Below are 24,342 nucleotides of genomic sequence, written 5' to 3' on the forward strand. Positions count from 1 at the left end.
ACGCGGCTGCCACCTCCCCGCAAGCGGGGAGGATTTGAAGGGCCGCTCCCCACCCCGAAGCCGACACCACCTTCAAATAACCCTTTCCTACATTATCCGGCTGTGCCAGCCTTCTTCCAGCTCTTTCATCTGGTGGATAAAAGCGGTCGCGGTCTTGCTTGCAGGCGCGGCCGCGGCGAGGCAGGCGAGATGCGTTCGCCCCCCGGTTCCAAACCGGCGATGCAATGGGCTGAACTTTCCTGAACTTTGGAATCCGGGACACGACGGCGACCGAACGCAGGACCGCTTCGCATCCCGATCCGAGCCGCCCCTTCCCTCCTCTGTCGGGTTAATTTACAGTTTACCATAAACCCGGCGCGCCGAATCAAGGATTTGCGCCACTGGCACATCCCTTGCTTCGGGAGATGGTGATGCTGAAAAAAATCGGTCGCCTGTTCGTCATCAAGACCCGCTTCGAAGCGTGCCTGATCATTTACGCGCTGGCCGTCGGCGCCATGGCCCGCGGCATGGCGTATATCGACCATTATCCGGGGGTGGGCGGCAAGCTGCTGCTGCTCGCCTGCACCGGCTCGGTGTTCCTTGCCGGCGGAAAGATATTCGACTGCCTGCGCTACGAAAAGGCGGCCGAGGCGGCGAAGGTGGCCGATTGAGGCGGCGGACTTTCGTCCGTCACCGGTTTGTGCCAAAGCCGACCGCATGAGCAGGATCGGCGGGCGTCCCGAAATCAGCACCCAGCATGTTTACGGCCTGACGCTGCGCGTCGCGCGCTGGCGCGCGGGTGCGCCCGGAACGCCGCTGCTGTTCCTCAACGGCATCGGCGCCGACATCGCCGCCGCCGCGCCCTTGCTCGCGCAGATCGACGGCCGCGAGGTGTGGACGCTCGACATGCCCGGCGTCGGCGGGTCGCCCGATGCGATCCTGCCCTATAGCGCGCCGACGATGGCGGCGATCGTGATGGAGATCGCCGACCGGTTTCATCAGACGCTGATCGACCTTGCCGGATTCAGTTGGGGCGGCGCGCTGGCCCAGCAGATCGCGGTGCAGTTTCCGGGCCGGATCCGGCGGATGGTCCTGATGGCGACGACGCCGTCGGTCGGCGCGCCCGGCATCGGCTGGGCGGCGCTGCTCGACGACGATATGCTCGCCAGCGGGCTGAAGCTGCCGACCGCAACCCCGCTGGGCCTCACCTATCAGACCATGGCGATGGCGGGCTGGACGAGCGCCGCGATGCTGCCGCACCTCAAGAACACGCCCGTCCTCATCCTGATGGGCGAACGCGACGGCGTCGTCCCCGCGGGCCATGGGCAGGCGATCGCCGACCTGATCGACGGTGCGGCGCTGGAAGTGGTGCCGGGATCGCACCTCTTCCCCTTCACCCACGCCGCAAAGATCGCGGCGCGGATCAGCGCGTTTCTGGATCGGCCGGACGCGGCGCAAGCCGCCGCTTGAGGAAATCGTCGATCGCCGCGGCGGTTTCGTCGGGCGCTTCCTCCATCGGCAGATGCCCGATCCCGTCCAGCAGCACGACCTCCGACCCCCCGATGCGTTCGTGGAAGGTCTGCGCGGCGGTCGGGTTGATCAGCCGGTCCTGCTTGCCGAACAGGATCAATGTCGGCGCGGTGATCGCGCTCACCTTGCTCGCCATCGCGGGCTGGCGATCCATCCGCGCCCGCAGCACCGTGGCCTCGCGGTTGCCGGGAAAGCGCAGCAATTCCCAATAGCGATCGATCATCGCGTCATCGACGATATCCTGCTTCTCGATCGATCCGCGCAGCGACTCCTCGACGAGCGAACGCGGCGTGATCTGTGTCGCGAGCCAGCGGCCGACGGGATATTGGAGGACGCGGAAGCCGACGTTCGACGGCGGCGCCTTTTCGCCCTTGCGCAACGGCATTCCCGCGGCGTCGATCAGCAGCAGCGCGTCGATCCGCTCGGGCCGCGCCAGCGCATAGCGCCATGCGACCCAGCCGCCCATCGAATTGCCGCCGATGCTGAAACGGTCGAGCGCCAGCTTCGCCATCACGACGTCGACCGCCGCCATCATGCCGTCGGCGCTGTAATCGGTGTCGGGGGTGGCGCCGGTGAGCCCGTGCCCCGGCAGGTCGAGCGCCACGATGCGGTAGGTGCCGCCAAGCCGCTTCACCAGCGGCTCCCACGTCTGAAGGCTGGCGTTCGAGCCGTGGAGCAGCAGCAGGACCGGCCCGTCGCGCTTGCCCTGATCGCGGTAGTGGATGCGCTGTCCGGCCGGTCCCGCCGCGAAGGCAGCGCCCGGTCCGCCATATTTGGCGATCATCGCATCGCGGTCGGTGTCGGGGGTGCGCAGGACGAGGAAGGCGACGACGATCGCGAGCAGCAGGCCGAACGGGATCAGGACGCGCTTGCGCCGGAACAGGGGGCGCCGCGGCGGCAGCGGTTCGAAATCATCCTCGTCGATCGTCTGCATCATGCCCCCCTCCGAGCGTGCGAAACCTAGCCCCGATGCCCGCCCCGTCAATCCACCCTATTGGTGGATCGGTCGGCGGAAGGTTTCGGGCAGGAACAACAGGCCGACGACGACGGTCAATGCCGCGACGATGACCGGATACCATAGGCCATAGTAGATATTGCCCGTCGCCGCGACCATCGCAAAGGCCGTCGTCGGCAGAAATCCGCCGAACCAGCCATTGCCGATGTGGTAGGGCAGCGACATCGCGGTATAGCGGATGCGGCTGGGGAACAGTTCGACGAGCAGCGCGGCGATCGGCCCGTAAACCATCGTCACGAGCAGCACGAGGTAGAAGAGGATCGCGACGACGAGCGGCTGGTTCATCGCCGCGGGATCTGCCTTCGCCGGATAGCCGGCCGCGGCGGTTGCGGCGGCCAGCTCCTTGCGGAACGCTTCGGCGGCGCCCGCGCGATCCTCTTCGGCGAGGCGCCATGGGTCGGGCGCGATCAGGATCTTCTTGCCGACCCACACATCGGCGCCCTCGCCGGTGATGCGCTCGCGGGTGACGCTGCGGTAATTCACCCCGGCCTTGGCAAGCGCCGACTTGGCGATGTCGCAGCCGGTGCTTTCGAACTTGTTCCTGCCGACGGGATCGAACTGGAAGGCGCACGAGCCGGGATCGGCGGTGACCGTGACCGCCGCCGTCGCTTGCGCTTTCGCCATCGCCGGATTGGCGGCGCTGGTGAGAAGCTGGAAGGCAGGGAAGTAGGTGAGCGCGGCGAGCGCGCAACCGGCAAGGATGATCGGCTTGCGCCCGATCCGGTCGCTGAGCCAGCCGAAGAGGATGAAGAAGGGTGTGCCGAGCGCCAGCGCGATGGCGATCAGGATGTTCGCGGTCGCGCCGTCGACCTTCAACGTCTTTTCCAGGAAGAACAGCGCATAGAATTGCCCCGCGTACCAGACCACCGCCTGCCCCGCGACCGCGCCGAACAGCGCAACGATGACCCATTTGAGGTTCGCCCAGCGGCCGAAGGCCTCGGTCAGCGGCGCCTTCGACGTCGTACCTTCTTCCTTCATCTGCCTGAAGACCGGGCTCTCCTCGAGCTGAAGGCGAATCCACAGCGACACGCCGAGCAGCACGATCGAAATCAGGAAGGGAATGCGCCAGCCCCAGTCGGCGAACGCCGCCTCGCCCATCGCCGATCGCGTCGCGATGACGACGAGCAGCGCCGCAAACAGCCCGAGCGTCGCCGTCGTCTGGATAAAGCTGGTAAAGAGCCCGCGCTTCCCCTCGGGCGCATGTTCGGCCACATAAGTGGCGGCGCCGCCATATTCGCCGCCGAGCGCGAGCCCCTGGAGCAGACGAAGGCCGACGAGCATCGCGGGGGCCGCGGTGCCGATCGACGCATAGCCGGGCAGCACGCCGACGAGGAAGGTCGACAGGCCCATGATACCCATGGTGACGAGGAAAGTGTTCTTGCGTCCGACGAGATCGCCGATGCGCCCGAAGACGAGCGCGCCGAACGGCCTTACCGCAAAGCCTGCGGCGAAGGCTGCGAGCGCGAAGATGAAGCCCGTCGTTTCGTTGACGCCCGAAAAGAATTGCGCCGAAATGATCGTCGCGAGCAGGCCGTAAAGGTAGAAATCATACCATTCGAAGATCGTACCGAGCGATGAGGCGAGGATGACCTTGCGCTCGCTCTGGCCGCTATCGATGGGTGATGCTACCCCTGCGTCCGTCATTCGCTACCCCCTCGCCCAATTATGGCGCGAAGGGTACCCGGTCGCGGACTTCGGTCAATGGCGCAGATGCACCAACCCCACAACTTCGTCATTGCGAGCGAAGCGAAGCAATCCAGAGCGGTTTAGCCCACCCTGGATTGCTTCGTCGCTATGCTCCTCGCAATGACGAGGGTTTTCGTATCAACCGACGCGCTTGACCGCGCCCTTGTGGGCACCGACGCTCTTGCCCCGCGGGCGGAAGCGGCGCTTGCGCTGGCCTTCGGCGCCTTCGCCGCCGGGCGCGCCATCACGGCGCGGACCGCGATCGCCGCGCGGCTTGTTCGCGTCGCGACCGCGCAGGGCTTCCTCGCGCTGGCGCTGCGGGTTCCGGCCCTGGCTGCCGGTGTCGCGCGGCGGCTGCGCCGGCTTGGGCAGGTTGCGCACCAGTTCGTTGAAATTCTCGGGCAGCGGCATCGGCTCCGGCTTCGACCGCGTGACGCGCTCGATGTCGCGCATGTACGGACGCTCGTCGGGCGCGATGAAGCTGATCGCCTTGCCCTCGGCGCCGGCGCGCGCGGTGCGGCCGATGCGGTGGACATATTGTTCGGGAACGTTCGGAATCTCGAAGTTGATGACATGGCTGACGCCCGACACGTCGATGCCGCGCGCGGCGATGTCGGTCGCGACGAGCAGCTTGATCTCGCCCGAGCGGAACGCCTGCAGCGCATGGGTGCGCTGCGACTGGCTCTTGTTGCCGTGAATCGCCATCGCCTTGATCCCCGCACCCGCCAGGTGGCGCACGACGCGGTCGGCGCCATGCTTGGTGCGGGTAAAGATCAGCGCGCGGTCGATGTCTTCGCGGGCGATGACGGAGTGCAGCAGCGCCTGCTTTTCCTTCTGTTCGACGAAGGTCGAATATTGGCTGATCTTTTCGACCGTGGTCGCGGCCGGCGTCACCGATACGGTGACCGGATCCTCGAGGAACTGTTCGGCCAGATGCGCGATCTCCTTCGGCATCGTCGCCGAGAAGAACAGGTTCTGGCGGCGCGAGGGCAGCAGCTTGGCGATACGGCGCAGCGAGTGGATGAAACCCATGTCCATCATCTGGTCGGCTTCGTCGAGAACGAAGATTTCGACATCGTCGAGGCGCAGCGCGCGCTGGTCGACCAGGTCGAGCAGACGGCCCGGGGTCGCGACGAGGATGTCGACGCCCTGGGCAAGGTCGCGGATCTGCTTGTTGATCGGCACGCCGCCAAAGACGGTCGAGACGCGCAGCTTGGTAAAGCGGCCATAGTCGCGGCAGCTCTGTGCAATCTGGGCGGCGAGCTCGCGCGTCGGCGCGAGGACGAGCATCCGGCAGCTGCGCGGATTGGCGCGATGCGGATAGGTCAGCAGATGGTGGATCGACGGCAGCGAGAAACCGGCGGTCTTGCCGGTGCCGGTCTGCGCGATACCGCAAAGGTCGCGGCCCTTCATCAGCGGCGGGATCGCCTGCGTCTGGATCGGGGTCGGGACGGTGTAATCCTTGGCAGCCAGCGCGCGGTTGATGTCGGCGTGCAGACCAAAGTCGTTGAAAGTCGTCATAAAATACTCGCAATGGGCGACGCGCACAACGTCCGTTCGCATCGAACGGACGGCGCACGGCCGCGGGTTCGAAACGACCCGCGTGAAAGGGTGCCTCAAGGGGACAAAGCGCTGATCCGGCTCGCCCGCGCCTGAAAATGGACGGGAAATCACGCTGCCGGTGGTTGCGGCGGGAAAGCCCGCCATGCTGCGCTGCACAACATATGGCATGGCGCGCGCAATTTTGCAAGCCGGTTACGAATGTAAGTGTCGCTACGCCTTGTCGCCGCCCCATTATTTCGTCATCAAACGCGAAAGCGGGAGAGCTATATGGCCGAAAAGATCATCGTCATCGACGAGGGCACGACCTCGACCCGCACGATGCTGTTCGATGCCGACGGCACCCCGCTCGGCAGCGCGCAGCGCGAGTTTCGCCAACATTATCCCGGCCCCGGCCTGGTCGAGCATGACGCGGCCGAAATCTGGACCGCCACCCTCGACTGCACGCGCGACGTCGTGGAGCAGGCGGGCGGCGCGCATCAAGTGGCGGCGATCGGGATCACCAACCAGCGCGAGACCGTGGTGTTCTGGGACCGCACGACCGGCGAGCCGCTCGCTCCGGCGATCGTCTGGCAGGACCGGCGGACCGCGGCCGACTGTGCGGCGCTGAAGGAAGCGGGGCACGAGGCGGCGGTGCAGGCGAAGAGCGGCCTGCTGCTCGATCCCTATTTTTCGGGCAGCAAGATCGGCTGGGCGCTGAAGCATTGGCCGCAGCTTCGCGAGGCCGGCGACCGGCTGGCGGTCGGAACGATCGAATCCTACCTCATCTATCGCCTGACCGGCGGCATCCACGTCACCGACGCGACAAATGCCTCGCGCACGCTGCTGATGGACATCAACGGCGCGGGCGGCTGGGACGCCGGCCTCTGCGGTCTGCTCGGCGTGCCGATGGGCCTGCTTCCCGAAATCACCGGCTGCGCCACCGCGGTCGGGACGACCGACCCCGAACTGTTCGGCGGCCCGATCGCGATCAGCGGCATGGCGGGCGACCAGCAGGCCGCGACGATCGGGCAGGCGTGCCTGTCGCCCGGACAGACCAAGGCGACCTTCGGCACCGGCGCCTTCATCCTGTCGGCCAGCGGACGCGAACGGCCGGTGTCGGCGAACCGCCTGCTCGCGACCATATTGGTGCAGGAGGGCGACGCGCGCTCCTATGCGCTCGAAGGATCGGTGTTCGTCGCGGGGAGCCTGATCAAATGGCTCCGCGACGGGCTCGGCCTGCTCGCGAGCGCGGGCGAGAGCGAGGGACTGGCTCGGTCGGTTCTCGACAATGGCGGGGTTTACCTGGTTCCCGCCCTCTCCGGTCTCGGCGCGCCGCACTGGCGGCCCGATGCGCTGGCGGCGCTGTCGGGGCTGAGCTTTGCGAGCACGAAGGCGCATGTCGCGCGCGCCGCGCTCGAGGCGCAGGCCTATCAGGCCCATGACCTGAAATCGGCCTTCGCCGCCGACGGCGTCGACTGGGCCGAGCTGCGGATCGATGGCGGTATGGCCGCGAACGACTGGATGGCGCAGGATCTGGCCGACATGCTGGATATCGTCGTCGAGCGGCCCGATTTCGTCGAGAGCACAGCGCTCGGCGCCGCGATGCTCGCCGCAACGGGTGCGGGGCTCTATCCCGACCTTGCCGCCGCCGCCGCCGCGATGCGCGGCACCGCGACGCGGTTCACGCCGTCGCTCGACGCCCCGAAGCGCAAAGCGCGCCTTGCCGGCTGGCAAAGCGCGCTTGCAAAAGTCCTCGAATGAGGAAGCGAGTTAACGCTTGAGGGTGAGGCCACCGAAGCGCTTGTTGAACTTCGCAACCTGGCCGCCCGCATCGAGCATACGGCCCGTGCCGCCGGTCCATGCCGGGTGCGCCGTCGGGTCGATTTCGAGCGTCATCACGTCGCCCTCTTTGCCCCACGTCGAGCGCGTCTGATATTCGGTGCCATCGGTCATCTTGACCGTGATCATGTGATAGTCGGGGTGAATGTCTTTTTTCATGTTATGGCTCCTGTGCCGCCGGTTACCGACCGGCGGCTGAGTCGATGCTTTCCCCGTCACGGGGCCCGCGAAGCGGCGTCCCCTAACGGCGAATGGCGGAAAATGCAACACCCCTCACCTCGTCATCCCGGACTTGATCCGGGATCCATCGGAGGCGCTGAAGTCGTGGACCCCGGATCAAGTCCGGGGTGACGAAGAGAGATAGTGTCAGTCGCCCGGCGGATCGGCAATCATCGCGGTGAACTGGCATTCGGTCGCCAGCTGGCCGTCCAGCATCGCCTTGCCCTCGAACTTGCAGATGTTCCGCTTTGCCTGAAGGATGGTGACGTGGAGGTCGAGCAGGTGCCCCGGCTCCACGGGCTTGCGGAATTTCACCCCGTCGATGCCCATGAAATAGACGAGCTTGCCCGATCCCGCGAGGCCCAGCGATTCGATCGCGAGCACACCGCCCGCCTGCGCCAGCGCCTCGACGATGAGGACACCGGGCATGATCGGCCGGCCGGGGAAATGCCCCTGGAAAAAGGGCTCGTTCATCGTCACCGCCTTGACCGCGTGGATCGAGGTGCCCTTCACCATCGAAACCACCCGGTCGACGAGCAGCATCGGATACCGATGCGGGAGCAGGCTCAGGATCCGGCGGATATCCGCCGGACCCAGAGTTTCGCCCGCGTTTTCCCCGTCCGCCATTTGACTTAGCGGGTCGTCGGCGCGCTGCCGGTCGGCGCCGGGGCGGCGGGAGCGGCCGCGCCGCTCTGGGCCGCGGCGCGCGCCGCATCCATGCGCTGCTGGACGAGCTGGCCCGGCTGATAACCCGCCGGCGGCGTGATCGAGACGTTCGGCAGCAGCTTGTTGATTTCGGCAACAACCGCGTCGGTGATGTCGACGTTGTTCTCGCGCGCGAGGACGGCTTCGGGGTTGATCAGCAGATCGACCTTCTTCGCGGTCATCGCGGCCTTGATCGCTTCGTTCATGCGAACGCTGATCTGGTCCTCGACATAGGCGACGGCGAGGTCGACCGGGGCGCTGATGCGCTGCAGCTCGGCCGTTGCGGCCTGGCGCTTGTCCTGCACGGCCTTCGCAGCAGCCTGGAGCGCGGCCTGGTTCTGCGGAGTCTTCTTCGCCTCTTCATTATATTTGGCGACGAGGACGTTGAGTTCGGCCTGCAGTGTCTGGCCGCGGGTTTCCTGCTGGTCGATCTGCGCCTTGTAGGTCGTCTGGATCTGCTGCGAGGCGACGGTGAAGGCGTTCGACCTGGCGGCGGCGACGCGGAGATCGGCGACGGCGACGGCCTTCGCCTGCGCTGCGGCGGGCGCGGCGACGATGGGCGAAACCGACAGCGCGGCAAGGGCAAGCGCCGAGGCGGTGAAAATTTTCTTCATCAGAATTGGGTTCCTACGTTGAATGAGAAGCGTTTGGTATCGTCACCCTCTTCTTTGCGGAGGGCGTAGGCGAAGTCGATGCGGAAGGGCCCGAACGGCGAGTTCCAGTTCACACCGGCGCCGATCGCCACGCGCGGCATCCAGGTGTTCCCGTAGAAACGCTCTTCGAACGGCGGGAGCGGCGAGAAGCCGTTCGCAACGTCGCAGGTCGAATAGAGCGGGGTCGTGCTGCCGGCCGTCAGGGTCGCGAAGGTCGTCTGGCCAGTTGTCGAGTTACGGCATTTCCACTTGGTCAGGCCGTCCGACGGATCCTTGAAGTCGGCGAGCGTCGTCAGCGTCGGGCGCTTCACGCTCCACACCGACCCGACGTCGAGGAACACCGACGGACGCAGCCCGAGTTCCTTGGCGCCGGTACCGAGCGGAATGTCCATCTCGATCCGGCCCTGATAATAGGCGCGGCCGCCGAGGGCGTCGTCGATCAGGTTGTTGCGGTTGCCAAGGTCGTCGTTGAGCACCGGGTTGGCCGGGTCGGCGAGGTTGACGTCGGTGAAGCGGATCACCCGCGGACCGATGCCGCGGATGTCGAAGCCGCGCATCTGCGGTTCGCCGAGGAAGAAGCGGTCGGTCAGGCGGACCTTGTCGCTCGTCGGGGTCGGGGCGTTGCCGAACGGATAGATATAGCCGCCCTCGGCCGAGATATTGAGGATGAAGCGGCTGCCGAGGTTGAAGTGCTTCGATCCCGACAGGCGGGTGCGGACATATTTGACGCTGCCACCGAGGCCGGCGAAATCCTGGCTGAGCGACAGCGACTGGCCGCGCGTCGGGCGCAGCCGGTTGTCGCGGTCGTCATAGGCGAGCGTGAAGCCGACGAGCGAGGTCGTCCGCGTGCCGATCGCGTCGCACAGATAGCGGCCCGCGACGAGCGGATCGCACTGGCCGCCGAAATAATAGAGATTCTTGTCGAGCGTCACATCGTCGTAGTTCAGGCTGTAGCGCCCGAAGAAGGACATGAACTCGGTCAGCGGCACGCCGACATTGACCTGGAAACCCGTCGTCGTCTGCTCGAACGTCGTTTCGCGGTCGTTGTTGATGAAGTTGAACGAGTTCAAATCGCGGCGATAGACGCTGCCGCCGATCGAGATATTGCGGTCGAACAGATATGGCTCGGTAAAGCCGAGCTCGATCGATTTCGAATAGCTCGAATAGTTGACCGACGCCTGCAACTGCTGGCCGAGGCCGCGGAAGTTGCGCTGGCGGATCGAGGCCTGGAGCAGGAAGCTTTCGATCGACGAAAAGCCCGCCGACAGCGACAGCTCGCCGGTCGGCTTTTCCTCGACATTGGTTTCGAGGATGATGCGGTCGGGCGTCGTCCCTTCCTTGCGCTCGATCTCCAGATTCTCCTGGAAATAGCCGAGGCTGTTGATGCGGTTCTCGGTGCGCTTGACGCCGAAGCTGTTGAACGCGTCGCCTTCGTTGAGGCGGAATTCGCGGCGCACGACCTTGTCGTGGGTCAGCGTGTTGCCGTTGACGTCGATCCGTTCGACATAGGTGCGCGGGCTTTCGCCGACATCGAAGGTGATGTCCATCGTGCGCGCTTCGGGATCGCGGCGAAAATCGGGATTGATGTCCGCGAAGGCGTAGCCGAACAGGCCGGCGGTCTCGCTGAGGCTTTCGACCGTATCCTCGACCTGCTTCGCATTGTACCAGTCGCCGGTCTTCATCGGCAGCAGCTTCTGCAACATCTCCGGCTTGAAGTCGCGCAGGTCGCTCTTCACGTCGACCTTGCCGAACTTGTAGCGTTCGCCTTCCTCGACCACATAGGTGATGATGAAGTCCTGCTTGTTGCTCGTCAGCTCGGCGACCGCCGAGATGACGCGGAAGTCGGCATAGCCGTTCTGCAGGTAGAAGAGACGCAGCTTCTGCTGGTCGTAGGCGAGGCGATCGGGGTCGTAGCTGGTGTTCGACGACAGGATCGTGAGCAGCCCCGACTCCTTGGTCGCCATCTCGTCCTTGAGATCGCCGTCGCTGAACTTCTCGTTGCCGATGATGTTGATCTGGCGAACCTTCGACTTCGGCCCCTCGTTGATCTCGAACACGACATCGACGCGGTTCTGGTCGAGCTGGACCATCTTCGGATCGACGGTCGCGGCAAAGCGGCCCTGCCGCTTGTAGAGCTCGATGATGCGCGCAACGTCGGCGCGGACTTTCGACCGGGTGAAGATCTGGCGCGGCGCAAGCTTGATCTCGGGCCGGATCTTGTCTTCCTTCAGGCGCTTGTTGCCTTCCAGGATGACGCGGTTGATCACCGGGTTTTCGGTGACCTGGATCGTCAGCGCGCCATTGTCGTCGCTGATCTGGTAATCCTTGAACAGCTCGGTCGCGGCGAGATCCTTCAGCGTCTGGTCGAGCACCGAACGGTCATAATTCTGGCCGACGCGCAGGCGCAGGTACGACAGGATCGTCTGCGCCTCGAGGCGCTGGTTGCCGACGATATTGATCGACTTGATCGTCGCGGCGGTCGGCGCGGCTTCACCCGAAGGCGCGGGCACGCTCGATGCGGGGACGGTGGGCGGTGCGACCTGGGCGGCGGCGGCAACAGGCCATGCCAGCATGGTTCCCGCCATAAACAACGCCGACCGCTGCGCCCGGCGCTTGAAATTCTGTGATGCCACGCTGTTCATCCCGCAAAACTAACTCAAAAGCGACCAACCCGCTTCCCCGCAGGTTGGCGCGCACTCCCTGCCCCAGTCCGGCTATCCAATCAAGCGCGCGATCCGGTCCCAAAGGCCGAATGAGCCCAAATCATTGAAAGTCACGACCAGCATCAGCGATACGATCGCGGCAAAGCCGAATCGAAACGCCCATTCCTGCGCCTGTGCGGGCGCGGGCCGGCGTCTGATCGCCTCATAGGCATAGAAAAGCAAATGGCCGCCATCGAGCATCGGCAATGGCAAGAGATTTATGAACCCCAGATTGATGGAAATCAGCGCGGCGAGGTAGATCAGCGCCTCCGGCCCCATGCTCGCCGCCTCGCCCGAAACCTGCGCGATCTTGAGCGGGCCGCTCAAGTCCTTCACCGAACGGTTGCCGGTGAGCAACTGGCCGAGCACTTCGCCGGTCTGGCGGATGATCTGGCCGGTCTGGCGCATCGCGACCAGCGGCGCTTCGGCCAGCGGCATCTTCTCGAACACCACCTTGCCGGGCGAGACGCCGATCAGCGCGCGCTCGAACTCCTTGCCGAACTGATCCTTCTCGCGGACAAGGCGCGGCGTGACGCGAAAGACCTGCTCGGCGCCGCCACGCTCGATGCGGACCGCCATCGTCTCGCCGGGGCGATGGGCGACGGTCATCGGGATATCCATGAAGACATCGATCTGCCGGCCGTCGATCGAGACGATCCGGTCGCCGGAACGAAGGCCTGCGGCTTCGGCTGCCGAACCCGCCTGCACCGAGCCGACGATGGGGGGGCTGGTCGGCGTTCCGACGAAACCCGCAAAACCTGCGAGGATCAGGATCGCGAACAGGAAGTTGGTGACCGGACCCGCTGCCACGATCAGCGCGCGCTTCCAGACCGGCTGCGCGGGAAAGGTATGCAACCTTTCGGCGGCGGGCAGCGATTGCCATTCGGCATCGGGCTGGCTGACCGCGTCGCGATCGCCCGCGAACTGGACGTAGCCGCCGAGCGGCAGCCAGCCGATCTTCCACTCGGTCCCGCGCTTGTCGGTCCAGCCGAGAATCTTTCGTCCGAAGCCGATCGAGAAGGTATCGGCCTTCACCCCGCACCAGCGGCCGACGATATAATGCCCATATTCGTGGACGAAGACGAGCGGCCCGAGGACAAGGAGGAAACCGACGAAATAAAGCCAGACCGGCACATCATGCATGTTCGTAATGGTCCACAAAATGCTGCGCAGCCGCGCGAGATGCGGCATCGACGCTGAATAAGTCCTGAAGCGAACCCGGTGCTGCGGGCGCGTCGGCATCGATCACCCGGCGCACCGTATCGACGATCGCGGGGAAGGAAATGCGTCCGGCAAGAAATGCCGCGACCGCGACTTCGTTGGCGGCGTTGAGCTGCGCCGGGCGCGCGCCGCCCTCGGCAATTGCCCCGCGGCACAGGGCGGTCGCGGGGAAACGCTCCTCGTCGGGCGCCTCGAAGTCGAGCCGCGCGAGACTGGCAAGGTCGAGCGGCGCGCATGGCGTCGCCATCCGCTGCGGCCAGGCGAGCGCGCTTGCAATGGGGATGCGCATATCGGGCGACCCGAGCTGCGCAAGGGTCGAGCAATCGACATACTCCACCAGGCTGTGGATCACCGACTGCGGATGGACGAGGATTTCGATGCGGTCGAGCCCGACAGGGAACAGGTGATGCGCCTCGATCAGTTCGAGCCCCTTGTTCATCATCGTCGCCGAATCGACGCTGATCTTCGCGCCCATCGACCAGTTGGGATGCGCGACCGCCTGCGTCGGGGTGACGGTCCGCATCTCCTCGGCGCTCCAGGTGCGGAATGGTCCACCGCTCGCGGTCAGGATGATCCGGCGCACCTGATCGATACGTCCGCCCGCAAGGCACTGGAAGATCGCATTATGCTCGCTGTCGATCGGCAGGATCGTCGCGCCCGATTTGCGCGCTGCGGCGATCATCAGTTCGCCCGCCGACACCAGAGATTCCTTGTTGGCAAGCGCGACGTCATGGCCCGCTTCCAGCGCCGCCATCGTCGGGGCGAGCCCCGCCGTGCCGACGATCGCCGCCAGAACCAGATCGGTCGGCCGGGTCGCCGCGTCGGTCAATGCCGCCGCCCCCGCCGCGACGCCGATATTCGTGCCCGTCAGAGCCTGTTTCAGCGCATCGTAACGGCCTTCGTCGGCGATCACGACAAGCTCGGGACCGAATTCGAGCGCCAGCCGCGCCAGTTCGTCGACGTCGCTGTTCGCGGTCAGCACGTCGACCCGCCACGCCTCGCGATCGCGGCGGACGAGATCGAGGGTCGATTGCCCGACCGATCCCGTGGCGCCGAACAGGGAAAGGCGGCGGGTCATCTCAGCCGGCCGCACGCACCGCGATGTGCCCCGCGAACGCCAGTGCGCCGAGCAGCAGCGCCACGGGCAGCAGCCCGTCGACGCGGTCGAACAGCCCGCCATGTCCGGGGATGAGCTTGCCCGAATCCTTGACCCCGGCACGGCGCTTCATCCAGCTTTCGCCAAGGTCGCCGAGTTGCGCGAGCAGCCCCATGAACAGGCCGATCCACAGCGGCACCCCGACGATGCCGCCGCGGTCGCCGATTGTCGCGCTGGCAACGAGCGCGGCAATCATGCCGCCGATCAAACCCGACCAGGTCTTTGACGGGCTGATCTTCGGCGCAAGCCGCGCGCCGCCAAAGGCGCGACCGGCGAAATAGGCGCCGATATCGGTCGCCCAGACCATGCCGAAGACCCAGAGCGCGGCGGTCATGCCAAGCTGTTCGCGGATGAACCAGAGCCCCGCCATCGCGCCGAGGATCGCGACCGGGCCAAGCGCCGTCAGCGCCGCCTTTGCCCCGCCGCCAAGCCCCATCGCGCGCACGAGCGCCAGCCATTCGACCACGACGAGCGCACCGCCGACGAGGAGCAGCAGCCCGAAGGCGATACCGCCGAACCACAGCGCGATGCCCGCGATCGCGAACAGCACGATCGCCGATCCCACCCGCGTCAAAAGGTCCGACCTGGCAGCAGCCATATCCTAAAGCCCCCCGTAGCGGCGCTCGCGCCGCGCAAAATGATCGAGCGCCGCCTGAAGGTCGGCGGGCTTGAAATCCGGCCACAATTTGTCGGTGAAATAGAGCTCGGCATAGGCCGACTGCCAGAGCAGGAAGTTCGACAGCCGCACTTCGCCCGAGGTGCGGATGAGGAGATCGAGCGGCGGCAGGTCGGCGGTGTCGAGGTGCGCCTCGATCGCCTCGGCCGTGATCGCGCCGTCCGCCGCAGCGGCGTTCGCCGCGCGCACCAGTTCGTCCTGCGCGCCATAGTTGAGCGCGACCGCCAGCGTCGTGCGGCTGTTGCCCGCCGTGCGTTCGAGCGCGCCTTCGATCAGTTCCACGACATCGGGCGCCAGCGCGCGCCAGTTGCCGATAATCTTCAGTCGCACGTCATTCGCGGCGAATTCGTCGAGATCGGAAAGGATGAAGCGCTTCATCAGCCCCATCAGATCGTTGACCTCTTCCTCGGGCCGTTTCCAGTTCTCCGAACTGAAGGCATAGAGCGTCATCGCCTCCAGCCCCATTTCGGCGGCAGCGCGCACGACCGTGCGCACCGCCTCGACACCGGCCTTGTGCCCGGCGACGCGCGGTAGAAAGCGCTTCTTGGCCCAGCGGCCGTTGCCATCCATGATGATGGCAACATGGCGCGCACCGTGGTGAGTTTCAGACACCGGAGAAACCTAGAGTTCCGTTCGCCCTGAGCCTGTCGAAGGACCGTACTTTCCTCTTGAAGAAAAGGACGGGGCTTCGACAAGCTCAGGGCGAACGGCTGAGGGGTGAGCCCGAAAAATCACTAGCCCAGGATTTCCTTTTCCTTGGCCGCCGCCGCCGCATCGATTTCGGCGATCGTGCTGTCGGTCAGCTTCTGGACGTCGGTTTCGGACCGCTTGCGCTCGTCCTCGCTGATTTCCTTCTTGTTCTCGTCGGCTTTCAGATTGTCCATGCCGTCGCGGCGGACGTTGCGGACCGCGACGCGGGCCTTTTCGGCATATTGCCCCGCGAGCTTCGACAGTTCCTTGCGGCGCTCCTGCGTCATTTCGGGGATCGGCAGGCGGAGCAGCTGGCCGTCGACGATCGGGTTGAGGCCGAGCCCCGCCGAGCGGATCGCCTTGTCGACCGGACCGACGTTCGCCTTGTCCCATACCTGCACCGCAAGCATCCGCGGCTCGGGGACACTGACCGACGCCACCTGGTTCAGCGGCATGTGGCTGCCATAGACTTCAACCGTGATCGGATCGAGCAGCGCCGTGTTGGCGCGGCCGGTGCGCAGGCCCGCAAGGTCGTGCTTCAGCGATTCGACCGCGCCATGCATCCGGCGTTCGAGGTCGGCCTTGTCATATTTCGCCATCTGTCTTTCCTCTCTTGATTCTGTCAGTCGTCGGCGCGGACGACCGTGGCAACGCCCTCGCCCGTCAGCACGCGCGCCAGATTGCCGGCCTCGCGAATGTTGAACACGACGATCGGGATATGGTTGTCGCGGCACAGCGCCACCGCGCTCGCGTCCATCACCTTCAAATTGTCGGCGAGCACGCGGTCATAGCTGAGGCTGTCGTATCGGACCGCATTCGGATCCTTCTTGGGGTCGGCATTATAGACGCCGTCGACGCTGGTGCCCTTCAAGAGCGCGTCGCACTTCATCTCCGCGGCCCTGAGCGCGGCGCCGCTGTCGGTGGTGAAATATGGCGCGCCGACACCTGCGGCGAAGATCACGACCCGGCCCTTGTCGAGGTGGCGTTCGGCGCGGCGGCGGATCACCGGCTCGCACACCTTGTCCATCTCGATCGCCGACTGGACGCGGGTTTCGACGCCAAGCTGTTCGAGCGCATTCTGCATCGCGAGCGCGTTCATCACCGTCGCCAGCATCCCCATATAGTCGGCCTGCGCGCGGTCCATGCCCTTGGCGGCCCCCGCCATGCCGCGGAAGATGTTGCCGCCACCAATCACAAGGCAGATTTCGAGGCCGCGATCCTTCGCCGCCTTCACCTCGGCCGCCATGCTCGCGACCGTTTCGGGATCGATGCCGAAGGGGGTCGAGCCCATCAGCGCCTCGCCCGACAGTTTGAGCAGGATGCGTTTCATGCCGGGCAAAGCCATGTGCGGGGGGACCTCTTACATTCTTCGGATATGCGAATGGCGCGCACCCTAGTCAGAGTACGCGCCATTGCCAAGCGGACTGCCGTCTCTCACTTCGTCATGCTGAGCTTGTTTCAGCATCCATGGCCCGGCCTTGCCTTCCGAACCTGCGGAAACCGGATGGACCGGCCATGGACCCTGAAACAAGTTCAGGGTGACGACGAAATGAAGGGCAGTCCCTATTTAATCAGACGCCGGCGGCCGCCGCGACTTCCGCCGCGAAGTCGCTTTCTTCCTTCTCGATGCCTTCACCGAGCTGGAAGCGGACGAAGCCCTTGAGCGTGATCGTCGCGCCGACATCCTTGCCGGCAGCGGCGACGACTTCGGCGACCGGGGTCTTGCCGTCGATCACGAACAGCTGCGACAGCAGCGCGTTTTCCTTGCGGAACTTGGCGATCGAACCGTCGACCATCTTGGCGACGATGTCGGCGGGCTTGCCCGACTGGGCGGCCTTTTCCTCGGCGATCGCCCGTTCGCGCGCGACGAGATCGGCGTCGAGGTCGTCGCCGTTCAGCGCAAGCGGGAAAGCGGCGGCGACATGCATCGCCAGCTGCTTGCCGAGCGGTTCGAGAACGTCGGCGCCGGCGGTCGATTCGAGCGCGATCAGCACGCCGATCTTGCCCATGCCGGGAGCGGCGGCGTTGTGGACATAGCCGGTCACGACGCCCGAATTCACCGACAGGATGGCGGCGCGGCGCAGCGACTGGTTTTCACCGATCGTCGCGATGTTGCTGGTCAGCTTCTCGGCAACGGTGCCGCCGGTCGGATAGGCCGCGGCGCCCAGCGCCTCGATGTCGGTGATGTTGTTCTGCAGTGCGACCTGGGTCACGTCGCGGACGAATTCCTGGAACTGCTCGTTCTTGCCGACGAAGTCGGTTTCGCTGTTCACTTCGACCAGCGCGCCCTTGGTGCCGTCGGTGGCGAAGCCGACAAGACCTTCGGCGGCGACGCGGCCGGCCTTCTTGGCGGCGGCGGCGAGACCCTTGGTGCGCAGCCAGTCGATCGACGCTTCGATGTCGCCGCCATTTTCGGCGAGCGCCTTTTTGCAGTCCATCATGCCGGCGCCGGTGCGGTCGCGCAGTTCCTTGACGAGAGCGGCCGTAATCTCAGCCATGGGATATTCCTTTCCAAAAGGGCGGGCGCGTTTCGGCCCGCGGGACGCCCGCGCGCATGGCGGGGCGATAAGTCAAAGCGATGACAGCGACGGCGCGAGCGTGGCGCCGCACCGTCCCGTCACCAACAGAGCGGATCAGGCGTCGCTCTGACGTTCGGTTTCGGCAGCGGCTTCGGCGGGGACCTGTTCGTCCTCGGTCACCGGAGCGGCGGCCTCTTCGACCAGCGCCGGTTCGGCGACGGGCTCGACCGCCGCGCCCAGATCCTCGCCGCGATCGGCGCGGGCCTGCTGGCCGCCACGGGTCGCCGCCTGGGCAACCGCGTCGCAGTACAGGCGGATGGCGCGCGCGGCGTCATCGTTCGCGGGAACCGGGAAGGCGATGCCGTCGGGCGAGACGTTCGAATCGAGGATCGCGACAACCGGGATGCCGAGGACGTTGGCTTCCTTGATCGCCAGTTCTTCCTTGTTCGCATCGATCACGAACATCACGTCGGGAATGCCGCCCATGTCGCGAATGCCGCCGAGGCTGAGTTCCAGCTTGTCGCGCTCGCGGGTCTTGTTGAGCACTTCCTTCTTGGTGAGGCCCGAGGTGTCGCCCGAGAGCTGTTCCTCGAGCGCCTTGAGGCGCTTGATCGAGTTCGAGATCGTCTTCCAGTTGGTGAGCATGCCGCCCAGCCAGCGGTGGTTGACGAAATGCTGGCCCGACGCGCGGGCGGCATCGGCGATCGGTCCTTGCGCCTGGCGCTTGGTGCCGACGAACAGAACCTTGCCGCCGGCGGCCGAGGTCGAGGCGATGAAGTCGAGCGCGCGCGCAAAGAGCGGCACGGTCTGCGACAGGTCGAGAATGTGGATGCCGTTGCGCGCGCCGAAGATGTACGGCTTCATGCGCGGGTTCCAACGGTGGGTCTGGTGGCCGAAGTGGGCGCCAGCTTCGATAAGATTCTGCATCGTGACGACAGGTGCCGCCATAGTCTTTCTCCTTCCGGTTAGTCCTCTGGAAGGCAAGAACCGAGGCATCCGCTGGGGGATGGACCCGGCACCGGTATGTGCGCCTTCCATGTGGAATGGGCGGGCCGTTAGACGCGATTCTCGGAAAAAGCAAGGGGCAGCGGCGCGTTTCAGCCATCGTCCGCTGCCGCGAGAAATTTCGGATCGACGAAAAAGCGACTCCATTCGTCGCATTTTACTTGAGAACAAACCGTGAACATGGAACGAAATGCGTAACGGAGCCGTAGCAGGAAGCGGTTTCGCGGGAAACGAAGCCGAAAGGACACAAGATGGTTCAGGTCGCTGCCGCTCTCCTCTTCGCCATAGCCGCCGGTTTGGGCGTCGCGGTCATTGTCGCGATGGTCCGTAGCAACGCCGATGCGATCCTGTCGGCGCTCGCCGGCGATGGCGCCTTCCCCATTGCATCCGCGCCGCAGCCGGGTCCGGCATCGACCGTCATCAAGCTGCGTCCCTCGGCGCCCCGTCACCACATCTCGCGCGCCGTTGCGGCCCGCCCGCAGTTCAGCCGCGCCGCCTGACCTTCGCGTAGCTTGCAAGCCCGAACGGGATCAGCGCCACATAGACGGTGCTGACGGCGAGCAGCGTATGCCAGGGCGCGGTGACCAGCGCCGCGCCGAGCAGGCCGACGCCGGCGAGCGCGAACAGCCGCCACGACCGGCGCAGGCGGATCGACGACCAGCTGTAGGTCGGGATCGCCGAAATCATCAGCATTGCAACGGCGAGCCCCCACGGCATGACGACATACCATTCGCGGAACAGGTCGCTGCCCGTCACCAGCCACAGATAGACGGGAACGAAGGCGAGCCCCGCCCCGGCCGGCGCCGGAATGCCGGTCAGGAAGCCTGCCGACTTGTGCGGCTGAAACTCCGCATCCATCCGCGAGTTGAACCGCGCGAGCCTGAGCGCGCAGCACACGGCGATCGCGAGCGCCGCGGTCCAGCCGAACTTCGGCGCATATTGCAGCGACCAGAGGAACAGGATCATCGCCGGCGCGACGCCGAAGGCGATCACGTCCGACAGCGAATCGAGCTCGGCGCCGAATTTGCTCTGCGCGCGCAGCAGCCGCGCGATGCGTCCGTCCATCCCGTCGAGCACGCCGGCGAAGATGATCGCGGCGAGCGCCTTGTCCCATTCCTCGCCGATCGCGAAGCGGACGCCGGTCAGCCCGAAGCACAGCGCGAGCGCGGTGATCGCGTTGGGCGCAAAGGCGCGCAGCGGGATTCCGCCCAAGCGGCGCGCTTCGACGCCGATGCCGTCCGGCTGGTCCTCCGCCACGCTACTGCCCGACGCCGTCGAGGATTTCGGCCCTGCCGATCCGCGCGACGACCGTCTCGCCCGCCAGTGTGCGCTGGCCGAGCAACACTTGCGGCGTCGTACCCGCCGGGAGGTAAACATCGACGCGGCTACCGAAACGAATGAGCCCGACGCGCTGGCCGGCCTGGAGTTCGGTCCCCATGCTCACGAAGGGCATGATGCGCCGTGCGACGAGCCCGGCGATCTGGGTAAAGCCGATCCGCACCCCGTCGGCGCGTTCGACGACGAAATGCTGCCGCTCATTCTCCTCGCTCGCCTTGTCGAGGTCGGCGTTCAGGAATTTGCCCGGGATATAGACGAGCTTGCGAAGCGTTCCCGCGACGGGGGTGCGATTGATATGGACGTCGAACACGCTCATGAAAATCGAGACGCGCAGCATCAGCGGATCGGCAAGGCCATCGGGTCCGGCGATTTCGGGCGGCGGCGCGACTTCGGCGATCTGCGTCACCAGCCCGTCGGCGGGTGCGATCACGACATCGCTGCCCGTCGGGGTGACGCGCACCGGATCGCGGAAGAACGCCCCGACCCAGGCGGTGACGCCGAGCATCAGCCAGCCGAGGATCTCCCAGCCGAGAAGCCAGAAACAGAGGGTGACGATACCCGCGATCAGCAGGAACTTGCGGCCTTCGGGATGCACCGACGGCCAGCGCCACTTGATACCGCCACCGGGGCGGTTCGAGGAAATGGTGGTGGACATGGGGCAGTCTTTTACGGGGCCGGTTCCGCCGTGACAACGGAATAAGACACCAAGATTGCCGCACGATCGCCGTCGGCCCGGATGCGACGGGGCAGTTGCACGATCGCGCCGCTTTGCCTAAGGCCCGCTGCAACTCCGACTCCCCAAGGAAAAGGCTTAAAGCATGGGCAAGATCAAGGTAGCCAACCCGGTCGTCGAACTCGATGGCGACGAAATGACCCGGATCATCTGGCAATGGATCCGCGAACGGCTGATCCTGCCCTATCTCGACATCGACCTTCACTATTACGACCTCGGCATCGAGGAACGCGATCGTACCGACGACAAGATCACCGTCGAGGCGGCGAATGCGATCAAGAAGCATGGCGTCGGCGTGAAGTGCGCGACGATCACCCCCGACGAAGCCCGCGTCGAGGAATTCGGCCTGAAGAAGATGTGGAAGTCGCCGAACGGCACGATCCGCAACATCCTGGGCGGCGTGGTCTTCCGCGAACCGATCGTCATGAAGAATGTTCCGCGCCTCGTCCCCGGCTGGACCGACCCGATCGTCGTGGGTCGTCACGCCTTCGGCGACCAGTATAAGGCGACCGACTTCCGCGTTCCCGGCCCCGGCAAGCTGCGCCTGGTGTTCGAGGGCGAGGACGGCACGCTGATCGACGAGGAGGTGTTCCAGTTCCCCTCGTCGGGTGTCGCGATGGGGATGTACAATCTCGACGATTCGATCCGCGACTTCGCGCGCGCCAGCCTCAACTATGGTCTCGCGCGCGAATGGCCGGTGTATCTGTCGACCAAGAACACGATCCTCAAGGCCTATGACGGCCGCTTCAAGGACCTGTTCGAGGAAGTGTTCCAGGCCGAATTCAAGGCGCAGTTCGACGCGCTCGGCATCGTTTACGAGCACCGCCTGATCGACGACATGGTCGCCTCGGCGCTCAAGTGGAGCGGCAAGTTTGTCTGGGCCTGCAAGAATTACGACGGCGACGTCCAGTCGGACACGGTCGCGCAGGGTTTCGGTTCGCTCGGCCTGATGACCAGCGTGCTGATGACCCCCGACGGCAAGACGGTGGAATCGGAAGCCGCGCACGGCACCGTCACCCGCCACTATCGCATGCACCAGCAGGGGAAGGCGACCTCGACCAACCCGATCGCGTCGATCTTTGCCTGGACCGGCGGGCTCAAGCACCGCGGCAAGCTCGACGGCACGCCCGAGGTGACCAAATTCGCCGACGACCTCGAAAAGGTCTGCGTCGCGACGGTCGAGAGCGGCAAGATGACCAAGGATCTCGCGCTGCTGATCGGTCCCGACCAGAACTGGCTGACGACCGAAGGCTTCTTCGAGGCGATCGTCGAGAATCTCGAAAAGAAGATGGGCGCATAAACAAGCAAAAGGCTTGAGATAGACGTCTAGCCAATCGGGGCCGGCCTGCATAAGGTCGGCCCTTATGGTATCGGAAACAGAAACCTCGGCGATCGGCAACGCGCTGGTCGTATTGGGCGCCGCGGGCATCGTCATTCCGGCCTTCGCGCGGTTCCGGATTTCGCCGGTCATCGGCTTCATCCTCGTCGGCCTGCTCGTCGGCCCGTCGGGACTCGGCGCCTTCGCCGCAGACTATCCGTGGCTGAAGCACGTCACCATCGGTTCGGTCGAGGACATCGCGACCTTTGGCGAATTCGGGATCATCCTGCTGCTCTTCTCGATCGGGCTCGAACTGTCGTTCCGCCGCCTGTGGCAATTGCGGACCCTGGTCTTCGGCATCGGCGCCGCCGAACTGTTCGTCGGCGGTGCGATCCTCGGCACCGCCCTGCTCCTGTTCGGCGAACATTCGACCGCCGCCGCCTATGGCCTTGGCATCGCGCTCGCCCTCTCCTCGACCGCGCTCGTGCTGCCGATCGCCGGCACCAAGTCGGCGGTCGGGCGTGCCTCCTTTTCGATGCTGTTGTTCGAGGATCTCGCCCTCGTCCCGATCATCTTCATCCTCGCCGCGCTGTCGCCTGCGGCATCGGGCGACAGTGCAGAATTGCTGCTGACGACATTGTGGCATGGCGCGCTCGTTGTCGCGGCGCTTGCGGTCGCAGGCTGGTTCCTGCTGCCGAAAATCTTCGCGCAGGCAGCGCGTGCGAAGAACCCCGAACTTTTTCTGGCCGCGAGCCTGCTCGTCGTGATCGTCGCGGCGCTCGCGACCGCAGCGGTCGGCCTGTCGCCGATCGTCGGCGCGCTGCTCGCCGGGCTGATGATCGCCGAGACCGAATATCACAACGAGGTCGAGGCGATCACAGCGCCGTTCAAGGGGCTTGCGCTCGGTGTGTTCCTGATCAGCGTCGGCATGGGGCTCAACCTCAAGACCATCGCCAGCCAGTGGCCGGAGCTCGTCGCGGCCGTGGTCGGCGTCGTGCTGATCAAGGCCGCGGTCACCGCCGCGCTGCTGCGCTTTTCAGGGCAGGTCCGGCGCGGCACCGCGGCCGAGGTCGGGCTGCTGATGGCGAGCCCGTCCGAAACCACCCTGATCGTCCTCGCCACCGCGCTGCAGGCGCAGCTGATCAGCCGCGACACCGCCGAATTCTGGCAGCTCGTCACCGCGATCGGTCTGACGATCACGCCCCTGCTCGCGCGCGTCGGGCACGACATCGCGCGGCGGATCGAGATGCGGACGGGCGACGCACAGGCCGAGGAGACGCCCGAGGGGCGCACGGTCATCGTGGGCTTCGGACGCGTCGGGCGCACCGTTGCCGAACTGCTGCGCGAGCATGGCCGACCCTATATCGCGGTCGATGCCGACATCGACACGGTCGCCGCGGCCCGGCGCGATGGCTTCGTCGTTCGTTTTGCCGATGTCGCCCGCCCCGGGGCGCTCGACAGGCTGGGGATCGAAAGCGCGCAGGCGATCGTGCTGACGATGGACGATCCGGTGCAGCAGCTCCGCATGACACGCCAGCTCAAGCAGAAGCACCCAGACCTGCCGATCATCAGCCGCGCGCGCGATGCCGATCATGCCGCCGCGCTGTACAAGGCCGGCGCCAACGACGCCGTGCCCGAAACGCTCGAAAGCTCGCTACAGCTCGCCGAGGCGGTGCTGATCGACCTCGGCGTCGCGATGGGGCCGGTGATCGCCTCGATCCACGATGTGCGCGCCAAGATGCGCCACGACATCATGACCAAGGGCGACCTCGATCACGAACCGCGCATCCGCAAGCTGCGCACACCGGGAAGCTGA

General features: G+C 65.6%; 23 protein-coding genes. 6 read left to right on the forward strand and 17 right to left on the reverse strand.

The window, feature by feature from the left end; genetic code table 11:
- Positions 1-410: 410 nt before the first annotated feature.
- Positions 411-650, forward strand: a complete 240-nt coding sequence (locus J1N50_RS17135) for a hypothetical protein (RefSeq protein ID WP_058457611.1) — start codon at positions 411-413, stop codon at positions 648-650.
- A 46-nt stretch (positions 651-696) separates the two neighbouring features.
- The gene (locus J1N50_RS17140; protein ID WP_215356005.1) at positions 697-1,449 is read left to right on the forward strand and encodes an alpha/beta fold hydrolase; all 753 of its coding nucleotides are present in this window, start codon (positions 697-699) and stop codon (positions 1,447-1,449) included.
- Here the strand turns inward: J1N50_RS17140 and J1N50_RS17145 are convergent.
- The 3 genes from J1N50_RS17145 to J1N50_RS17155 form a co-directional block, all read right to left on the reverse strand.
- On the reverse strand, positions 1,403-2,446 hold the full coding sequence (locus J1N50_RS17145) for an alpha/beta fold hydrolase (RefSeq protein ID WP_246553726.1): 1,044 nt from the start codon (positions 2,444-2,446) through the stop codon (positions 1,403-1,405). The two genes, J1N50_RS17140 and J1N50_RS17145, sit on opposite strands and share 47 nt — an antisense overlap.
- 54 nt (positions 2,447-2,500) lie before the next feature.
- A complete protein-coding gene (locus J1N50_RS17150; protein ID WP_215356007.1) occupies positions 2,501-4,168 on the reverse strand; it encodes an MFS transporter in 1,668 nt (555 codons plus the stop codon).
- Between the two features lie 180 nt (positions 4,169-4,348).
- The gene (locus J1N50_RS17155; RefSeq protein WP_215356009.1) at positions 4,349-5,731 is read right to left on the reverse strand and encodes a DEAD/DEAH box helicase; all 1,383 of its coding nucleotides are present in this window, start codon (positions 5,729-5,731) and stop codon (positions 4,349-4,351) included.
- Between the two features lie 309 nt (positions 5,732-6,040).
- Between J1N50_RS17155 and J1N50_RS17160 the strand changes: the two genes are divergently transcribed.
- The gene (locus tag J1N50_RS17160) at positions 6,041-7,513 is read left to right on the forward strand and encodes a glycerol kinase (RefSeq protein ID WP_215356011.1); all 1,473 of its coding nucleotides are present in this window, start codon (positions 6,041-6,043) and stop codon (positions 7,511-7,513) included.
- A gap of 9 nt (positions 7,514-7,522) precedes the next feature.
- Here the strand turns inward: J1N50_RS17160 and rpmE are convergent, their stop codons facing one another.
- The 12 genes from rpmE to rpsB form a co-directional block, all read right to left on the reverse strand.
- Positions 7,523-7,750: a 50S ribosomal protein L31 gene (gene rpmE / locus J1N50_RS17165; protein ID WP_058457605.1), complete on the reverse strand. Its 228-nt coding sequence runs from the start codon at positions 7,748-7,750 to the stop codon at positions 7,523-7,525.
- Positions 7,751-7,957: 207 nt separating this feature from the next.
- Positions 7,958-8,437 carry a 3-hydroxyacyl-ACP dehydratase FabZ gene (fabZ, locus tag J1N50_RS17170; protein WP_215356013.1) on the reverse strand — a complete coding sequence of 160 codons (480 nt, stop codon included), beginning with the start codon at positions 8,435-8,437 and terminating at the stop codon, positions 7,958-7,960.
- A 5-nt stretch (positions 8,438-8,442) separates the two neighbouring features.
- Complete coding sequence (locus J1N50_RS17175; protein WP_215356015.1) at positions 8,443-9,129, reverse strand: OmpH family outer membrane protein; 687 nt, start codon at positions 9,127-9,129, stop codon at positions 8,443-8,445.
- Entirely contained in the window at positions 9,129-11,810 is a 2,682-nt protein-coding gene (gene bamA / locus J1N50_RS17180; RefSeq protein ID WP_215356017.1) for an outer membrane protein assembly factor BamA, read from the reverse strand. Before bamA ends, J1N50_RS17175 begins: the two co-directional genes overlap by 1 nt.
- Before the next feature lie 72 nt (positions 11,811-11,882).
- On the reverse strand, positions 11,883-13,013 hold the full coding sequence (rseP, locus tag J1N50_RS17185) for an RIP metalloprotease RseP (protein ID WP_215356055.1): 1,131 nt from the start codon (positions 13,011-13,013) through the stop codon (positions 11,883-11,885).
- Positions 13,006-14,169 (reverse strand): 1-deoxy-D-xylulose-5-phosphate reductoisomerase, encoded by a 1,164-nt coding sequence (locus J1N50_RS17190; protein WP_215356019.1) that lies wholly within the window; start codon positions 14,167-14,169, stop codon positions 13,006-13,008. The genes rseP and J1N50_RS17190 overlap by 8 nt, the downstream gene beginning before the upstream one ends.
- Before the next feature lies 1 nt (position 14,170).
- Positions 14,171-14,845: a phosphatidate cytidylyltransferase gene (locus J1N50_RS17195; protein ID WP_215356021.1), complete on the reverse strand. Its 675-nt coding sequence runs from the start codon at positions 14,843-14,845 to the stop codon at positions 14,171-14,173.
- 3 nt (positions 14,846-14,848) lie between these two features.
- Positions 14,849-15,535, reverse strand: a complete 687-nt coding sequence (uppS, locus tag J1N50_RS17200; RefSeq protein ID WP_215356023.1) for a polyprenyl diphosphate synthase — start codon at positions 15,533-15,535, stop codon at positions 14,849-14,851.
- 122 nt (positions 15,536-15,657) lie between these two features.
- Positions 15,658-16,212 carry a ribosome recycling factor gene (gene frr, locus J1N50_RS17205; protein ID WP_215356025.1) on the reverse strand — a complete coding sequence of 185 codons (555 nt, stop codon included), beginning with the start codon at positions 16,210-16,212 and terminating at the stop codon, positions 15,658-15,660.
- Positions 16,213-16,235: 23 nt separating this feature from the next.
- Complete coding sequence (pyrH, locus tag J1N50_RS17210; RefSeq protein WP_215356027.1) at positions 16,236-16,958, reverse strand: UMP kinase; 723 nt, start codon at positions 16,956-16,958, stop codon at positions 16,236-16,238.
- A gap of 226 nt (positions 16,959-17,184) precedes the next feature.
- Positions 17,185-18,111: a translation elongation factor Ts gene (tsf, locus tag J1N50_RS17215; RefSeq protein WP_215356029.1), complete on the reverse strand. Its 927-nt coding sequence runs from the start codon at positions 18,109-18,111 to the stop codon at positions 17,185-17,187.
- Positions 18,112-18,246: 135 nt separating this feature from the next.
- The gene (gene rpsB / locus J1N50_RS17220) at positions 18,247-19,080 is read right to left on the reverse strand and encodes a 30S ribosomal protein S2 (protein WP_215356031.1); all 834 of its coding nucleotides are present in this window, start codon (positions 19,078-19,080) and stop codon (positions 18,247-18,249) included.
- Between the two features lie 308 nt (positions 19,081-19,388).
- On the opposite strand from rpsB, the gene J1N50_RS17225 reads away from it, so the two are divergent.
- The gene (locus J1N50_RS17225) at positions 19,389-19,637 is read left to right on the forward strand and encodes a hypothetical protein (RefSeq protein ID WP_215356033.1); all 249 of its coding nucleotides are present in this window, start codon (positions 19,389-19,391) and stop codon (positions 19,635-19,637) included.
- Here J1N50_RS17225 and J1N50_RS17230 read toward each other — a convergent pair.
- Together J1N50_RS17230 and J1N50_RS17235 are read right to left on the reverse strand one after the other, a co-directional pair.
- On the reverse strand, positions 19,621-20,394 hold the full coding sequence (locus J1N50_RS17230; protein ID WP_343227912.1) for a CDP-alcohol phosphatidyltransferase family protein: 774 nt from the start codon (positions 20,392-20,394) through the stop codon (positions 19,621-19,623). The two genes, J1N50_RS17225 and J1N50_RS17230, sit on opposite strands and share 17 nt — an antisense overlap.
- Before the next feature lies 1 nt (position 20,395).
- On the reverse strand, positions 20,396-21,130 hold the full coding sequence (locus tag J1N50_RS17235) for a phosphatidylserine decarboxylase (protein ID WP_215356036.1): 735 nt from the start codon (positions 21,128-21,130) through the stop codon (positions 20,396-20,398).
- Positions 21,131-21,293: 163 nt separating this feature from the next.
- On the opposite strand from J1N50_RS17235, the gene J1N50_RS17240 reads away from it, so the two are divergent.
- Together J1N50_RS17240 and J1N50_RS17245 are read left to right on the forward strand one after the other, a co-directional pair.
- On the forward strand, positions 21,294-22,508 hold the full coding sequence (locus tag J1N50_RS17240) for an NADP-dependent isocitrate dehydrogenase (RefSeq protein ID WP_215356038.1): 1,215 nt from the start codon (positions 21,294-21,296) through the stop codon (positions 22,506-22,508).
- Between the two features lie 64 nt (positions 22,509-22,572).
- Entirely contained in the window at positions 22,573-24,342 is a 1,770-nt protein-coding gene (locus J1N50_RS17245) for a cation:proton antiporter domain-containing protein (RefSeq protein ID WP_215356040.1), read from the forward strand.

It is taken from the genome of Sphingopyxis soli, from assembly GCF_018682675.1.
Taxonomy (GTDB): domain Bacteria; phylum Pseudomonadota; class Alphaproteobacteria; order Sphingomonadales; family Sphingomonadaceae; genus Sphingopyxis; species Sphingopyxis soli.